The sequence below is a fragment of the Bacillus sp. FSL R9-9530 genome, from assembly GCF_038008145.1.
GTDB classification, from domain to species: Bacteria; Bacillota; Bacilli; order Bacillales; family Bacillaceae_G; genus Bacillus_A; species Bacillus_A mycoides.
The window spans coordinates 624,168-638,915 of record NZ_JBBOYO010000001.1 but is presented as its reverse complement, the minus strand read 5'-3'; the positions used below and the strand labels follow the sequence as shown (position 1 = coordinate 638,915).

General features: G+C 39.7%; 13 protein-coding genes, 1 riboswitch and 1 other annotated feature. Of the genes, 5 read left to right on the top strand and 8 right to left on the bottom strand.

Annotated elements, in window-relative coordinates; genetic code table 11:
* Positions 1-188 precede the first annotated feature (188 nt).
* The 3 genes from MKX66_RS03090 to MKX66_RS03080 form a co-directional block, all read right to left on the bottom strand.
* A complete protein-coding gene (locus tag MKX66_RS03090) occupies positions 189-899 on the bottom strand; it encodes a YjjG family noncanonical pyrimidine nucleotidase (protein ID WP_002190190.1) in 711 nt (236 codons plus the stop codon).
* A gap of 159 nt (positions 900-1,058) precedes the next feature.
* Positions 1,059-2,087 carry a tyrosine-protein phosphatase gene (locus tag MKX66_RS03085; RefSeq protein WP_215589970.1) on the bottom strand — a complete coding sequence of 343 codons (1,029 nt, stop codon included), beginning with the start codon at positions 2,085-2,087 and terminating at the stop codon, positions 1,059-1,061.
* 180 nt (positions 2,088-2,267) lie between these two features.
* On the bottom strand, positions 2,268-2,990 hold the full coding sequence (locus MKX66_RS03080) for a GNAT family N-acetyltransferase (RefSeq protein ID WP_341085471.1): 723 nt from the start codon (positions 2,988-2,990) through the stop codon (positions 2,268-2,270).
* Positions 2,991-3,113: 123 nt separating this feature from the next.
* Here MKX66_RS03080 and MKX66_RS03075 point away from each other — a divergent pair, with 123 nt between their 5' ends.
* Positions 3,114-3,953 (top strand): DUF2785 domain-containing protein, encoded by an 840-nt coding sequence (locus MKX66_RS03075; RefSeq protein WP_002013997.1) that lies wholly within the window; start codon positions 3,114-3,116, stop codon positions 3,951-3,953.
* A gap of 17 nt (positions 3,954-3,970) precedes the next feature.
* Positions 3,971-4,429 carry an NUDIX hydrolase gene (locus MKX66_RS03070; RefSeq protein WP_341085469.1) on the top strand — a complete coding sequence of 153 codons (459 nt, stop codon included), beginning with the start codon at positions 3,971-3,973 and terminating at the stop codon, positions 4,427-4,429.
* On the opposite strand, the gene MKX66_RS03065 is transcribed toward MKX66_RS03070, so the two are convergent.
* Positions 4,426-5,424 (bottom strand): tryptophan--tRNA ligase, encoded by a 999-nt coding sequence (locus MKX66_RS03065; protein ID WP_341085468.1) that lies wholly within the window; start codon positions 5,422-5,424, stop codon positions 4,426-4,428. The two genes, MKX66_RS03070 and MKX66_RS03065, sit on opposite strands and share 4 nt — an antisense overlap.
* A gap of 51 nt (positions 5,425-5,475) precedes the next feature.
* Positions 5,476-5,682: a binding site (T-box leader), on the bottom strand.
* A 135-nt stretch (positions 5,683-5,817) separates the two neighbouring features.
* Between MKX66_RS03065 and MKX66_RS03060 the strand changes: the two genes are divergently transcribed.
* Positions 5,818-6,975: a 1-deoxy-D-xylulose-5-phosphate reductoisomerase gene (locus tag MKX66_RS03060; RefSeq protein ID WP_215589974.1), complete on the top strand. Its 1,158-nt coding sequence runs from the start codon at positions 5,818-5,820 to the stop codon at positions 6,973-6,975.
* Positions 6,976-7,003: 28 nt separating this feature from the next.
* Here MKX66_RS03060 and MKX66_RS03055 read toward each other — a convergent pair whose 3' ends face one another.
* Both MKX66_RS03055 and MKX66_RS03050 read right to left on the bottom strand, forming a co-directional pair.
* Entirely contained in the window at positions 7,004-8,125 is a 1,122-nt protein-coding gene (locus MKX66_RS03055; protein WP_133116723.1) for an AI-2E family transporter, read from the bottom strand.
* A 64-nt stretch (positions 8,126-8,189) separates the two neighbouring features.
* On the bottom strand, positions 8,190-8,438 hold the full coding sequence (locus tag MKX66_RS03050) for a GlsB/YeaQ/YmgE family stress response membrane protein (protein WP_002033357.1): 249 nt from the start codon (positions 8,436-8,438) through the stop codon (positions 8,190-8,192).
* Positions 8,439-8,669: 231 nt separating this feature from the next.
* Between MKX66_RS03050 and MKX66_RS03045 the strand changes: the two genes are divergently transcribed.
* Both MKX66_RS03045 and MKX66_RS03040 read left to right on the top strand, forming a co-directional pair.
* Positions 8,670-9,140: a GNAT family N-acetyltransferase gene (locus tag MKX66_RS03045; protein ID WP_341085463.1), complete on the top strand. Its 471-nt coding sequence runs from the start codon at positions 8,670-8,672 to the stop codon at positions 9,138-9,140.
* A 28-nt stretch (positions 9,141-9,168) separates the two neighbouring features.
* Positions 9,169-9,311: riboswitch (cyclic di-AMP (ydaO/yuaA leader) on the top strand.
* A gap of 97 nt (positions 9,312-9,408) precedes the next feature.
* Positions 9,409-9,552, top strand: a complete 144-nt coding sequence (locus tag MKX66_RS03040) for a hypothetical protein (RefSeq protein WP_000945246.1) — start codon at positions 9,409-9,411, stop codon at positions 9,550-9,552.
* Between the two features lie 81 nt (positions 9,553-9,633).
* On the opposite strand, the gene MKX66_RS03035 is transcribed toward MKX66_RS03040, so the two are convergent.
* Entirely contained in the window at positions 9,634-12,147 is a 2,514-nt protein-coding gene (locus MKX66_RS03035) for a BC_3345 family exosporium-associated protein (protein ID WP_341085462.1), read from the bottom strand.
* 23 nt (positions 12,148-12,170) lie between these two features.
* The gene (locus tag MKX66_RS03030) at positions 12,171-14,678 is read right to left on the bottom strand and encodes a collagen-like protein (protein ID WP_326997159.1); all 2,508 of its coding nucleotides are present in this window, start codon (positions 14,676-14,678) and stop codon (positions 12,171-12,173) included.
* Positions 14,679-14,748 lie beyond the last annotated feature (70 nt).

Here is a 14,748-nt window from a genome sequence, read left to right as displayed (position 1 = left end):
TAATGACCAATTACAAACAGCTAAATATATTATTTAGTGTTATTTCTGTTTTCTTTCAGTAAAATTATTTTGACTTGGTACCATCTTTTTTTGTTCCATATCATAGTATATGAACTTATATGAACGATTTTTCAAATATATCTACCGTAACTTAATATATATCAACTAATCGAAAAATCTTAACTCTATTAAAATGAAGCTACCTTTTCTTCCGCCACTTCCGCAATTTCTAAAATTTGTAGCAGGTTCTCCACTTCATAGGTCGGCTTAACGCCTGCCGTATTTTCTTTCAGGCTCGGATTATACCAACACGTATCAATACCGTAATCTTCTCCGCCTTTCATATCAGAAGTTAGCGAATCTCCAACCATTAGTACACTTGATTTATCCGTAATCCCAAACTTCTCAAAAGCATAATCAAAAATCTCACGCGCTGGTTTTTGATGGCCGACTTCTTCAGAAATAATAATATGATCAAAGAAGTTACATAAAGGGGAATTTCCAATTCTAGATTGTTGCACTTTTGTATATCCATTCGTAATGATACCTAACTTGCAATCTTGAAGGTTCTCACATAATTGCACTGCACCATCTATAAGATGTACTTCTTTTCCTAAGTTTTCAAGGTATACGTCACTAAAATGCTGCGCGTCTACTTCTATATTATGAAGAGCAAATAATTGTCTAAATCGATCTACCGCTAATTCACTTAGCGTAATCATTTTATTCTCTAAATCTCTCCATAATCCATTACTAATCTCTTTATAACTTGCAAGGTAATCATTATATCCTGTAGGCATCCCGAACTGTACAAACGCGTTATGTAATGCGTTTCTTTCTGTTTCAGGGAAATCTAATAATGTATCGTCTACGTCGAATAGTATTACTTTGTATTTCATGATGTTCGCCTCAATTCCTATTTTCTCATAGCTTAATTATAGCAACAATAATAAAAGGAGGCTAATCCAATCAGCCTCCCTCCTCATTATTTATCCCGCATTAATGGGCAGTCCGATTGGTGAAGGCTAATAATCAGTGGGGATGCCCCCCCACACTGATTAAAGTCTCACTTTATCTTCTAGCAATAACACTTTCATTTCCTCTAACGATTCTTTCGTAAAGCCAAGAGCTTTTTCAGCGTATACTTCAACTGATCCATATTGCTTTTTAACTTCATCAATCGCAGCTTGTAAATACTCAGCACGTGCTTCAAACATTGCACCTAATATTGCTCTACTTTCGTCGTTCTGTAATTTCGCACCTAAAAAGGCCATCATTTTTTCATTTAACTTTTCACGGAAACCGTTACTTAGTAAGTAGTCTTCCATTACTGTTTTTTCCGGTACACCTAGTAAAAGTAATAATAATGCTGAGCCAAATCCTGTACGGTCTTTTCCAGCTGTACAGTGGTTTACTAACGGTAAGTTTTCCGGGTTTTGCGCCAGTTTTAAGAAGCTCACGAATGCTTCATTACCACTTACGAAATCTTGATTCATTTTCACAAGATACTCGCCTGGTTTCCCTAACATAGAAAGGTCACCAACTTGGAAAAATTCATTTATATTTAAATCTTTCGCTAATTCTTGCATTACTGGTAAGCATACTTGGCGAGCACCTGTAATGCCTGGGTTCGGCTTATGCTTTACTTCAAAATCTGTACGGTAATCACAAATTAACTTTAAGCCCGACTTCTGTAAATACTCGATATCCCATTCTGTTAATCCTGCTAATTCTTCAGAACGATACAATTTACCCCATTTTACTTTACGGCCTTCAGTCGTTTCATATCCTCCCATATCACGGAAGTTAAACGCACCTTGTAATGGTAATCTACGCTCAGCTACTGTGACTGCTTGTCCATTACTTCCTACTAACCTAAAATATGGACGCTCATTTTCACTCGGGTTTTCAATTGTACATGCATCCCCACTTACTGTTACAAGTAATTCTCCATTTTCTTCAATATGATCTGGTGAAGTACTCCAATAAATACGAACTTCTTCTATATTATTTTCCCACTTTATATGTAACGTATTATCTTCATTTCGTTCTACAGTTGCTTGTAGCCAATTTCTTTGCTGCTTCATACTTTCACCAACGCTTTCTTCGTATAGTCTAATCCTTCTCTATTGTATTATAGGAAAGCTTACTTTGTCGTTTCGATTTTTCTTTTTATCTTACAAACATGCAAAAAGTTCTTTTACTTGTTCAAAATTTGTACATGGATTCCCGCTAAATGAGTTCGAGAGAGTAAGCCATCCATCCTTCTAAAACCTTCTCACATATCGCTCAGTAGAGCTCAGCTGCTGACATCCGTTCTTTTCAAAGACATCCTTCATCCACTCGTTTTGTACATTTGTCTCGCCAATATAATAAGATGCGCCTATTTCTTTTAAGACAAACATTGCCCCTGTAAAGAATGCTGCTTCATACCCTTTATTTCGCATATTTGGAGCGACTGCGAAATACATAAGTTTTCCTTCTTCTAACGTACCTCTTTCAATATGCGGGATTACAATTCCTATTGGCTCTTCATCGATACTTGCTGTTAAACAATGTTCTTTCCATTGCCCACCTATTTCTTGTAGCATCGTATTTACAAATTGATCATAATCGATTTGTTCTCCCGTCACTTCATTCCACAGTGAATAAAAAGCGGCTTCGCCTATCTCTTCAATAAGCTTAAAATCAATTTCACTTTCTATATCTTCTACTTCATATATATCCTTAAATACAATTATGTTTTCAGTAATATATTCAAATGAATACATTTCGAAACATTTCTTATACACATCATAATTTGGGCTTTTTGAAGAAATCTCAAATTGCAATTCTTCTATTCCATCTTTTTCAGCTTCAGCAACGCAATATTGCATTATCTCTTCTAATTGCTCTTCTGTAAAAACCTCTGCATCATTTTCTTTTATCATTATAGAAGAAGCATTTTTTCTTATTTTAAAATGTTTTTCTAACTGTTCTATAGTCATCATATACTTCCCTCGTCTATGTCATACTCGAATTTCTACTTGTTCTCCTTGCATGAGCAGGATTGTCCTTGAATATATAGAATACTAGAAAACATCGCATCTTTAAAGTGCGGAGGAGGTTCTCCATTGGATATTACAGCATTGCAACAACAGTTAGAGCTTATACAACAAAATGACTATACGCAACTGCAACATATAGATATTAATGAGTTAACGCTCAATATGCTTCAGTATATCGGAACAACTGATAGTTACGTTCGTTACCAACTTATATATAAATGTTTTGCACATTTCATTCATCATGAATTCCTTATGGACGATCAACTGAAATTACTTCTACAAACTTGTTTAAGTGATGAGTATTTATATTGTGACATTCACTCCCCACTTACAGATGGGGTTTTCACACGTTCTTATACTGTTTCATTACTTGCATTAATACTCCAATTCGCTAACTCGCACTACTTTTTTACAGAGGAGGATATCGAAGAAATAAAAAACAAACTCATTACATACACAAACTTAGAAATGGATTTTCGAGGCTATATTGAAAATAAAGGATGGGCTCATTGTCTTGCCCACGTATCTGATGCCTTTTCTGAAATTGTTCACAATTCCTATACGACCTTTGAATGGTACGAGGAATTAATTCATTGTTTATTAAATAAAATTTTCATCCCATCGGATCTTTTTCATAATAATGAAGATGAACGAATTGTTACACCGTTACTATCTATGCTATATCATGACTTCCCGCAAGATGAGTTAATTTCAATTATTTATAAAAAAATAAAAAGGCTTCCTCAAATTAGAAAACGCCTTTCCCTTAATGAGTATTGTATTTTATGCGCAAACATTAAAATCTTTTTACGCACATTATTTTTCAGAACAAAAGATGATCATAACTTAGCATTTACAGCACGTAAAACAGAAAAAATGTTAAAAGAACTGCCTAATTATTATTAAATATAAGGAGAAGAATTATGGACTATATTGAAGACATGAGAAATCTAGTAGGAAATCATCCACTCATTTTAATCGGATCACACGCCATTATATTAAATGAGAAAAATGAAATATTATTGCAGCTCCGTACAGATTTTAATCGTTGGGGCATTATTGGTGGCGCCTTAGAATATAACGAAACGTTAGAAGACGCTTTACAACGAGAAGTATATGAAGAAACTGGACTTATCATTAAAAATCCAGAACTATTCCGTACATACTCAGGACCTGATTTCTTTCAAATCTATCCAAACGGCGATCAAGTACACGGTGTACTCGTTGTTTATATTTGCCGAGAATTCCACGGTGAGCTTGTATGCGATCAAACGGAATCGAAAGAACTGCGCTTCTTTTCACTTGATGAATTACCTAGTAATCTCCCTCCTGTTATTGATAGGATTATTACAGATTACCAGCAAAAACAAGGGAACGCTTAACGTTCCCTCTCAAATCCAATCCGTTTTTTAATTTCCGCTAAATTTACCTTTGCGATAGCTCGTGCCCTCTCAGCACCTCTCTCTAACGCTTCATATAATAAATGCGGCTCATTCATATACATCTCATATTTCTCACGAGGTCCGGCTAATTCACGGTCTACAACGCGAAACAACTCTTTTTTCACATCGCCCCATCCAATACCAGTTTCATACTTTTCACGCATTGACTGCATTTCATCTTCTGCCGCAAATTCTTTATAAATCATAAATAACGTTTCCAGTTCTTTCGGTTCATTCGGAAGTGAAGAATCTGTTTTGATTTTAAATATTAACTTTCGCAGCTTTTCTTGCTCTGCAAATAACGGGATCACATTTCCGTAACTTTTACTCATTTTTCTTCCATCAAGACCAGGTAATATTGCACCTTCTTCTTGTATGACATACTCCGGAAGTGTAAATGTCGTGCCGAATGTATGATTAAAATACGTCGCAATATCACGCGCAATTTCAATATGCTGAATTTGGTCTTTTCCAACTGGTACATGAGTAGCTTGAAATAGTAATATGTCAGCTGCCATTAAAATCGGATACGTATATAATCCCATATTCACACCTGCATCAATTTCTAATCCCGCTTCTTTATTTTGCTCTATCTTCGCCTTATACGCATGGGCACGGTTCATAAGCCCTTTCGGAGTTAGACAAGCTAATATCCAAGCTAATTCTAGAATTTCCGGCACTTCCGTTTGTCGGTAAAAAATAACATCTTCTCCAAGCCCAAGTGATAACCAAGTAGCAGCTACCTCTTTCGTATAACTACTGAACTTCTCTGGATCATGCACTGCATTTAACGCATGATAATCAGCTATAAAGTACAATGCTTTTCCTTCTTTGTTTTTTGACATTTGTAATGCAGGTTTAATCGCACCAATATAATTGCCTAAATGCGGGTAACCTGTTGGTTTAATTCCTGTTAACATAATTTTCTCGCTCATCCTAACTCCTCCTTTCTCAAAATAAAAAACAAAAAGAGCCTCTCATCCTTAAAAAAGGACGAGAGACTCCCGCGGTACCACCTTAATTAGCTATATTATAGCTCACTTCAACTTCTTAACGTGAAGTAACCGTCTTCGCCTACTCATTTCAGCTAGAAGCTCCAGAGCCCATTCCATATTCATCACTTACTGATTCCCACCACATATCAGCTCTCTGAAAAGTTTTGAATATGTACTCTTCTCTTTCATTGCTTTTTCGTTTTTTACAGTTTATCACATTCCCTTTCCAATTAAACCCTAATTTTCTGTTTTATATAGCAGGAATTTCCACCTTAATTGTCTAATAGTATATAGGTTTGCAGAAATACTCGAAACAACTTTGGAGGTTTTTTCATGGTAAAATATATATCCATTTTAGGTTCAACAGGATCCATTGGCACATCTGCATTAGATGTCGTTTCCGCTCATCCTGAACATTTTAAAATCGTCGGTTTAACCGCGAATTATAATATCGATCTTCTCGAAAAACAAATCGAATCGTTTCAGCCTCGTATTGTAAGCGTAGCGACAAAAGAATTAGCGGATACATTACGTTCTCGTATTTCAACAAATACAAAAATTACATATGGAACTGATGGTTTACTTGAAGTATCTACCCATCCTGATACAAATCTTGTATTAAGTTCAGTTGTCGGTGTTTCAGGTTTACTCCCAACAATTGAAGCATTAAAGGCGAAGAAAGATATCGCTATCGCTAACAAAGAAACTTTAGTTGCAGCTGGACATATCGTCACCGAACTAGCGAAACAAAACGGATGCCGCCTAATTCCAGTTGATAGTGAACATTCAGCCATTTTCCAATGTTTAAATGGGGAAAATAATAAGGAAATCGAAAAATTAATTGTTACAGCTTCTGGCGGCGCTTTTCGTGATAAAACACGTGAAGAAATGAAAATATTACAAGCGAAGGATGCTTTAAAACACCCAAACTGGTTAATGGGCGCAAAACTAACGATAGATTCTGCCACGTTAATGAATAAAGGGTTTGAAGTGATGGAAGCTAAGTGGCTATTCGATATTCCTTATGAAAAAATTGATGTTATGATTCATAAAGAAAGTATCATTCACTCTTTAGTGGAATTTATTGATGGATCAGTCATGGCACAGCTCGGTGCTCCTGATATGAGAATGCCGATTCAATATGCGTTTCACTACCCTACTCGACTACCTTCATCCTATGAAAAATTAAATTTATTAGAAATTGGTAGTTTGCATTTTGAAAAACCAAATTTAGAGAAGTTCCCCTGTCTACAATATGCATTTGAATGTGGAAAAATTGGCGGTACAACTCCAGCCGTATTAAATGCAGCGAACGAAATTGCAAATGCACTATTTCTTAAAAATGAAATTGCATTTTTCGATATCGAAAAAACAATTTACAATACAGTTGAAGCTCATCATAACGTAAAAGATCCTTCACTCGATGATATATTAGAAGCTGATCAATGGGCACGCCAATACGCAAATCAATTGTTAATGAAAAAGAGCTAAAACAGGTTTCTCTGTTTTAGCTCTTTTTTCACGTATTCAACTTCACAAATCTATAACCGTGCGTAACTAAAACTTTTAATATCGCATACCCTGGAATTGCTAAAATAATCCCCATAATTCCAAATAAATTTCCCGCAGTTAAAATGATAAATATAATAGTAATAGGGTGAATATCTAACTTTTTCCCCATGACTTGCGGAGAAATAAATTTACCTTCTGCTAATTGTACAATCATCATAACGATAATTACTTTTAACACCATTGATGGCGAGTCGATAAATGCGATAATTAAAGCTGGTGTAATTGCAATGATTGGTCCTACGTACGGAACGATATTTACAATCATCGCTAAAATAGCAAGTAGTACCGCATATTTAATACCAATAATAAGATAACCGATTAATAGCATAATACCGATAAATAAACTAACAATAATTTGCCCTCTAATATACGAACTAATCGCATAATGCATATCATCTAGTATTCTCTTCGCAGCTGGTTGTCTTTGCTCAGATATAAACTTTAAAAAATGATTCGGTAATTGCTCACCATCTTTTAAAAGATAGAACAAAATAAATGGAACCATTACAAATGTTAAAACAACTTCAGTAATTGTACTTAAAAATCCAGTTACATTTCCTGTTACTGATGATAATGATTTTGTAAAGTTCATTGTAGAATCTTTTACGATATTAGCAAAATCAATATTTAAACTTTTCTGCATTCTACCAATTACATTACTTTCTCCAAATTTACGTGCTGCCCTTTCGATTTCATGCCCGAAATATGGCAAGTTATCTATTAAAGCATTTACTTGATCTTTAATAATTGGAATAACCGTGACCGCAAGAAAAACAAATAATCCAAGAACAATTATATATATCGAGGCAATTGACACAATTCTCGACACACCTTTTCTTTCTAAAAGAGAAACGAATGGATGCAATATATAAAATAGTACTCCCGCTAATAATACTGGGAAAAAGATTGTTTTTAAAAATACGACGAACGGTGTAAAGACGAATGATATTTTTGTAAGTAATAATATATTTACAAACAGCAACGCGAATCCAAGTAGTACAGCTAAATAATTTTGTTCTTTAAAAAATTTTTTCAACTTATCTCTTTTTCTTATATTTACTTTCTCCAAGTGTACCACCTCTCTAATTAGGAAAAGCCCTAAAAGGGCTTTATAAAACAATCAGTAATAGCCTTTATTTTCTTGCAGCTTTTACTACAAATGATACAATAAGAATTAACACAATTGCACCTAATAATGCTGGTACGACATGAATCCCACCAAACGATGGCCCAAAAGATCCAAATAATCTACTACCTAACCAAGCTCCTAGTAAACCAGCAATTATATTTCCAAACATACCAGCTGGAAAATTTTTACCCGTTATAGAACTAGCAATTATACCTATAATAGCACCAACTATTAATGTAATAATCCATCCCATTTTTAGTCCCTCATTTCTATTATAGTTTGTATTATCAAATACAAGAGTAGCTAAACTCTTATATAAGATTACGTATTTATCTACGCTAACCATATCCTACTATAGAAATATACCTACGAACATTTTATGTATGGAGATACATATATTATATGCAAAAAAGAAAAAAATTGTCAAACTTACCCACAAATCAATTATATTAATATATCATATTTAAAGGAGGCGTTATTATCTATGATTCATAAATTACTTCCCACTTCTTATGAAGTAGCAACATCCATTTTAAATGTTCAAATTCCAGCTTATAAAATTGAAGCAGACTTTTTAAACAGTACTGCAATACCTCGTTTATATGATACTGTAAACGATATTCAAAATTGTGATGAAACATTCTATGGATATTTCTCTGAAAATAAACTCGTCGGCTTTATTTCTTTTATACAAGAAGAAGAACTAATCGATATCCACAGATTAGTTGTATCGCCCGATTTTTTTCAAAAAGGAATCGCAACGAAACTGCTACTTTATATATTTAACATGTTCTCGTCTTCAATGACATACATTGTACAAACAGGTAAAGCCAATACTCCAGCTCTCGCATTATATAAAAAACACAGCTTCATTGAAGTAACAGATATAACACTACCTGATGGCATGATTCTTACGCAACTTAAAAGACAGAAAACACAAAATAGTTTGACTTGATTATTTATTTATGTTATTTTTTACTTTATACAACCTTTTGCTGAGTCCAAATTTTGGAGCGGGGGAACCATTTTTGTAGCTATGCTACTTGGGGCGAATCTTTTTCAAGTAGGGAAACTCTCACTTCCCGAGTCCGACAGCTAACCTCGTAAGCGTAATGGGAGAGGAAGGTGCTTTTTGCCTATGTTACACACTTTGCCTCCTTAGTTATAAATATGGAATCGATATCAATCAGAAAACTATATTTATAGAAAAGGAGACTGGTACAATGTTACGTTTATCAGATCACGCAATAAAAATGATGGAGCAAAGACTTCGACTCGAACAACACCGCACATATCAAGCAAATAAAGTTGTAGATAACTTACATCACAAATACTTCTTTCAGCATATTTTTCAACCGAAAAGATAAAGAAAATGTTTATTTAATATTAAAAAACACAAGGTGTGTCTGTAAAGACATTCCTTGTGTTTTTTATATTCCCTATACTTTTTATAATATCCTCACCACATTTAAACTTGCCGTAATCGCACCTGCTATAGTGGTCACATGTCCTACACCTAACGGGCCATTTTGTAATACTAATGTTGAATTTGCACTCGCTACATTCACAAGAAGCGTATTTGAAATGGCTGGCTCGATTACTACAGTTGATGTCGTTACGTTTTGTATAAAACTCCCTGTTAATTGACTTCCATTTAATAGTAATCTGACAGATACTGTCTCATTCCCAGCACTTGCATCACCTTGAAAATAATAACTTACTAAATATATTCCTGGCGTAGATACGGTAACGGTTGTGGAACTAGTTAAAGATACACCTGTTCCATATACGGTAGACCCACTATTAATTGGAATATTGGCATTTGCTGCAATTGTACTTGTTGAGGTAGAAAAGAAATAGCCGCCACCTGTTGATATTGCAGACGATCCAGTTGGACCGGTTGATCCAGTTGAACCTGTAGCACCAGTTGGACCCGTTACTCCGGTTGCACCGGTTGCACCGGTTACTCCTCTTATTCCTTGTATCCCTGTCGGTCCAGTCGCACCTGTTGAGCCAGTCGATCCAGTTGCTCCAGTCGATCCGGTCACTCCTTGTGGACCTTGCACTCCTTGAATTCCTTGAGAACCTGTTACTCCAGTTGCACCGGTTGCTCCGGTTGCTCCCGTGGCACCTTGTGGACCTTGTATTCCTTGCACGCCTTGTGGACCAGTTGCTCCCGTCGGTCCTGTTGCTCCTGCCTGCCCCGTTACCCCTTGTGGACCTTGTATTCCTTGCACGCCTTGTGGACCAGTTGCTCCCGTCGGTCCTGTTGCCCCTGTTAGACCGGTTGGACCTGTTGATCCGGTTATTCCTTGTATTCCTTGAGGTCCAGTTGGGCCTGTTGGACCAATCGGACCTTGAATTCCTTGAAGACCTTGAATGCCCTGTGGACCGGTTGGCCCCTGGATTCCTTGTATTCCCTGAATTCCTTGCGGGCCTGTTGCACCCGTTGGACCAGTTGGACCCTCTGGACCTTGCACTCCTTGTATTCCAGTCGCACCGGTTGGACCTATATCTCCTTGTGGACCTTGTATTCCTTGGATTCCTTGAGGACCAGTTGGACCTGTTATACCACTTATCCCTTGCACTCCTTGTAAGCCTTGAGGACCGGTTGGACCGAGTGGACCTTGGATTCCTTGCAGACCTTGTAAGCCTGTTGGTCCAGTTGCTCCCATTACTCCTTGCTCACCTTGTATTCCTTGTATTCCTTGCGGGCCTGTTGGACCAATTGGACCTTGTGCCCCTTGCACTCCTTGTTGACCTGCCTGGCCTGTTGCTCCTATCGGTCCTTGTACTCCTTGTAAACCCTGTAATCCAGTTGGACCGGTTACTCCCATTACTCCTTGCGGACCTTGAATGCCTTGGTCACCCGTTGGACCAGTTGCCCCCATTGGTCCCTGTACTCCTTGCAAACCTGTTAAACCAGTTACTCCGGTTGGGCCAATCACTCCTTGTACGCCTTGTATTCCAGTCGTCCCAGTTGCTCCTGTCACTCCGGTTGCCCCAGTTGCTCCCGTCGGACCAGTTGGACCTCCTGGAGATCCTGCTGGACCAGTTGGGCCGGTTGGGCCTCCTGGCGGACCGGTTGGACCGGTTGCTCCTGTTGGACCAGTTGCAGATCCAGTTGGGCCGATTCCCCCAGTTGAGCCTGTTGAGCCTGTTGGACCTGGATCCCCTTGCAAGCCCGTTACTCCTGTTGGTCCTATTACACCTTGCACTCCTTGTATCCCCTGAGAGCCTGTTGGACCAGTTAGACCCATCTCACCTTGTGGCCCTTGTAAACCTTGAACGCCAGTTGCTCCTGTTGATCCCATTGGCCCTTGTTCCCCTTGAATTCCTTGAGAGCCTGTTGGACCCGTTGGACCAATCGGACCCTGAATGCCTTGTATACCTGTTACACCTTGTAAACCACTACTCCCTAAATCCCCTTGCATACCTTGTATACCAGTATTTCCTGTTGGACCAGTCGGACCTAATTCGCCTTGCACTCCTTGTATACCTTGTATTCCTGTTGGACCCGCCTGCCCGACTTCCCCTTGTATACCTTGAATGCCTTGTATTCCTGTTAGACCTGTTTCTCCCATTGGACCAGGTATTCCTTGGATTCCTTGAATTCCGGTTGGACCGGCTGGCCCCCTTTCTCCTTGTATACCTTGAACACCTTGAATTCCCTGTGGACCTTGTTCCCCCATCAGTCCTTGACTCCCTTGAGAACCTCGTGGCCCAGTTAAACCTGTTGGGCCTATTGGACCGATTTCTCCCTGCACCCCTTGCACTCCTTGAATTCCGGCCGGACCGGTTGGACCAATTGGCCCTTGTACGCCTTGTATTCCTTGCGGGCCAGTCGGTCCACCTAAAGAACCTGTCGGACCGGTTGGACCAGTTGGTCCCGTAATACCTGACGCCGGAAAAGGAATAGGTGCTTGAAACTTACTACACTTATCTTGATCCTTCACAAGCATCTCCCCCCATTATGACTAACGTATCAAACTATTTTTAATACATTTAAACTAGCTGTTATCACACCAGATAATGTCGTTACATGCCCAATAGCTAATGGACCATTTTGCAAAGATAAAGTGGCATTTGAAGAAGCAACATTAATGACCATCGTATTAGAAATCGCTGGTTCTAATACAAAGGTACCTCCTGTAACATAATAAATAAAACTCCCTGCGACTTGCGTTCCATTTAAAGTAAGACTCACAGAAATCGTTTCATTCCCCCCATTTGGATCACCTTGAAAATAATAGCTTACTAAATATATTCCCGCCGTACTTAACGTTACAGTTGTTGCATTTGTTAAACTGACATCAGAACCAAAAGTTGTAGCTCCTGAATTAATTGGTATTAACGCATTCGCTGCAATTGCACTCGTTGAAGTAGAAAAGAAATAACCGCCCCCGCTAGGTAAACCAGTCGCCCCTGTTGCACCTACTATTCCTAAGAAACCTATAGACCCTATACTACCAGTGGCTCCGGTAGGTCCCACAGCTCCAATCGGCCCTTGACTACCTTGCGCTCCGGCTGGCCCTATACTACCACTAACCCCTGTCATTCCCCTTACTCCAGTTGGGCCTTGCAGACCTTGAATACCTTGAGCACCTTGTATTCCGGTTACTCCCGTTGCACCGGTAGGTCCTGTCATTCCTGTACTTCCTTGTATACCTATAATCCCTTGAACTCCTTGTATTCCTTGTGCCCCGGTCGCCCCTGTTTCTCCTGTCGCTCCTGTTTCTCCAGTTTCCCCCGTAACCCCAACATTTCCTTGTGGTCCCTCGGGTCCCTCAATACCTTGCGCACCTTGCACTCCTTGTAGACCTGTTATCCCGATTTCTCCTAAATCCCCTTGGGGACCTCTAATTCCTTGTGCACCTGCCGGACCTGTTATTCCTTGTATTCCTTGCATACCTTGAGAGCCTTGCGCTCCTGTTGGGCCTACTATACCTTGTATTCCTTGAGACCCTTGCAAACCAATTGCTCCTGCCGGACCTGTTATTCCTTGAACTCCTTGCATACCTTGAGCACCTTGTGGACCAGTCAATCCATTTTCCCCTTGTATTCCTTGTGAACCTTGTAGACCTTGAACGCCAGCTGCTCCTGTTTCCCCTCTTATCCCTTGAGGGCCTTGTATACCTTGTGCTCCAACTGCTCCTGTTTCCCCTCGTATTCCTTGTGGTCCTTGGACTCCTGCCGCTCCTGTTGTGCCTGTGGGACCTATTATTCCTTGTAACCCTTGTATTCCTTGCGCTCCTGTTGGACCTGTTACCCCTTGTATTCCTTGCACACCTTTAGAACCTTCTGCACCAGTTGGACCGATTTCTCCCTGCGGACCTTGTATGCCTATTGGACCTTCTACACCGGTTGCTCCTGTTATTCCTTGGTTACCTTTAGAACCTTGTGCACCTTGTACGCCAGCTACACCAATTACTCCTTGAGAACCTTGTGCACCCCTTACACCTTGAGGGCCAGTGGGACCAGTTATACCTTGTAACCCTTGTATTCCTACTGCACCTGGTCCCCCTGTTACACCCCGTGCACCTGGTCCACCCGTTGGACCCGTTGGACCCCCAGGTGGACCGGGTGGGCCAGATGGACCTGTCACTCCACTAGATGGACCAATTGGACCAGTAGTGCCCATCGGACCACCCGGTGGTCCTTCTAGGCCTTGCGTACCAATACTCCCTGTTGCTCCTGTTATCCCTCGTACTCCTTTTGCTCCTTGAAAACCTGTGGATCCGTTTATTCCTTGTATTCCTTGAACACCTTGTGGACCTTGGGGGCCTATTACACCTGTTATCCCCTTTATTCCACTTATACCTTGAGACCCTTGTATTCCAGTAGAACCAGTTGGACCAGTTACACCTTGTATCCCTTGATCACCTTGGTGTCCTTGCTCTCCAGTAATTCCTTGTATGCCTTGTGGACCTTCTTCTCCTTGTATACCTGTAGTTCCGTCCTCCCCTTGTATTCCTTGCGCTCCTTGGGGACCTTGCGGACCTGTTACACCTGTAATACCAGCTTCACCTATCACACCTTGCATTCCTTGTGCTCCTGTTTGTCCTCGCTCGCCTATTTCTCCTTGTATCCCTTGGGCGCCTTGTATACCTTGACTACCAGCAGGGCCTGTAATTCCTTGTATTCCTTCTAGTCCTTGTAATCCAATATCGCCAACAGGGCCTTGCTCTCCAATTAATCCTTGAGGACCTTGTAAGCCGACCGGACCAGTAATTCCTTGCTCTCCAGTATCACCAATGGCACCTTGTATTCCTTGAGCTCCCGTTGTTCCTCGCGAACCTTGTATGCCTTGAATACCTTGAGGACCTTGTGGACCCGTTGCTCCTATAGGTCCAGTGATTCCCGGAGGCCCGACCGGACCTTCATGCCCTCCAGTTGGACCCGTTGGACCACTATTACCAGTAGGACCCGTTGCTCCTATAAGCGGAAGAGGCAGTGCCACTCCAAATTTTTTGCACTTTCTATGATGACGCACAACAATCCCCCTTCCCCAAAATAATTACACTTTTTATATGAAATGCATTTTCATATGAAAAGTACACCTC

Bases quoted from the DNA above. Each gene is read 5' to 3' on its own strand.
- MKX66_RS03070 (WP_341085469.1), top strand. From the start codon at position 3,971: ATGGACTATATTGAAGACATGAGAAATCTAGTAGGAAATCATCCACTC.
- MKX66_RS03065 (WP_341085468.1), bottom strand. From the start codon at position 5,424: ATGAGCGAGAAAATTATGTTAACAGGAATTAAACCAACAGGTTACCCG.
- MKX66_RS03050 (WP_002033357.1), bottom strand. From the start codon at position 8,438: ATGGGATGGATTATTACATTAATAGTTGGTGCTATTATAGGTATAATT.
- MKX66_RS03090 (WP_002190190.1), bottom strand. From the start codon at position 899: ATGAAATACAAAGTAATACTATTCGACGTAGACGATACATTATTAGAT.
- MKX66_RS03085 (WP_215589970.1), bottom strand. From the start codon at position 2,087: ATGAAGCAGCAAAGAAATTGGCTACAAGCAACTGTAGAACGAAATGAA.
- MKX66_RS03035 (WP_341085462.1), bottom strand. From the start codon at position 12,147: ATGCTTGTGAAGGATCAAGATAAGTGTAGTAAGTTTCAAGCACCTATT.
- MKX66_RS03040 (WP_000945246.1), top strand. From the start codon at position 9,409: ATGTTACGTTTATCAGATCACGCAATAAAAATGATGGAGCAAAGACTT.
- MKX66_RS03045 (WP_341085463.1), top strand. From the start codon at position 8,670: ATGATTCATAAATTACTTCCCACTTCTTATGAAGTAGCAACATCCATT.
- MKX66_RS03080 (WP_341085471.1), bottom strand. From the start codon at position 2,990: ATGATGACTATAGAACAGTTAGAAAAACATTTTAAAATAAGAAAAAAT.
- MKX66_RS03060 (WP_215589974.1), top strand. From the start codon at position 5,818: ATGGTAAAATATATATCCATTTTAGGTTCAACAGGATCCATTGGCACA.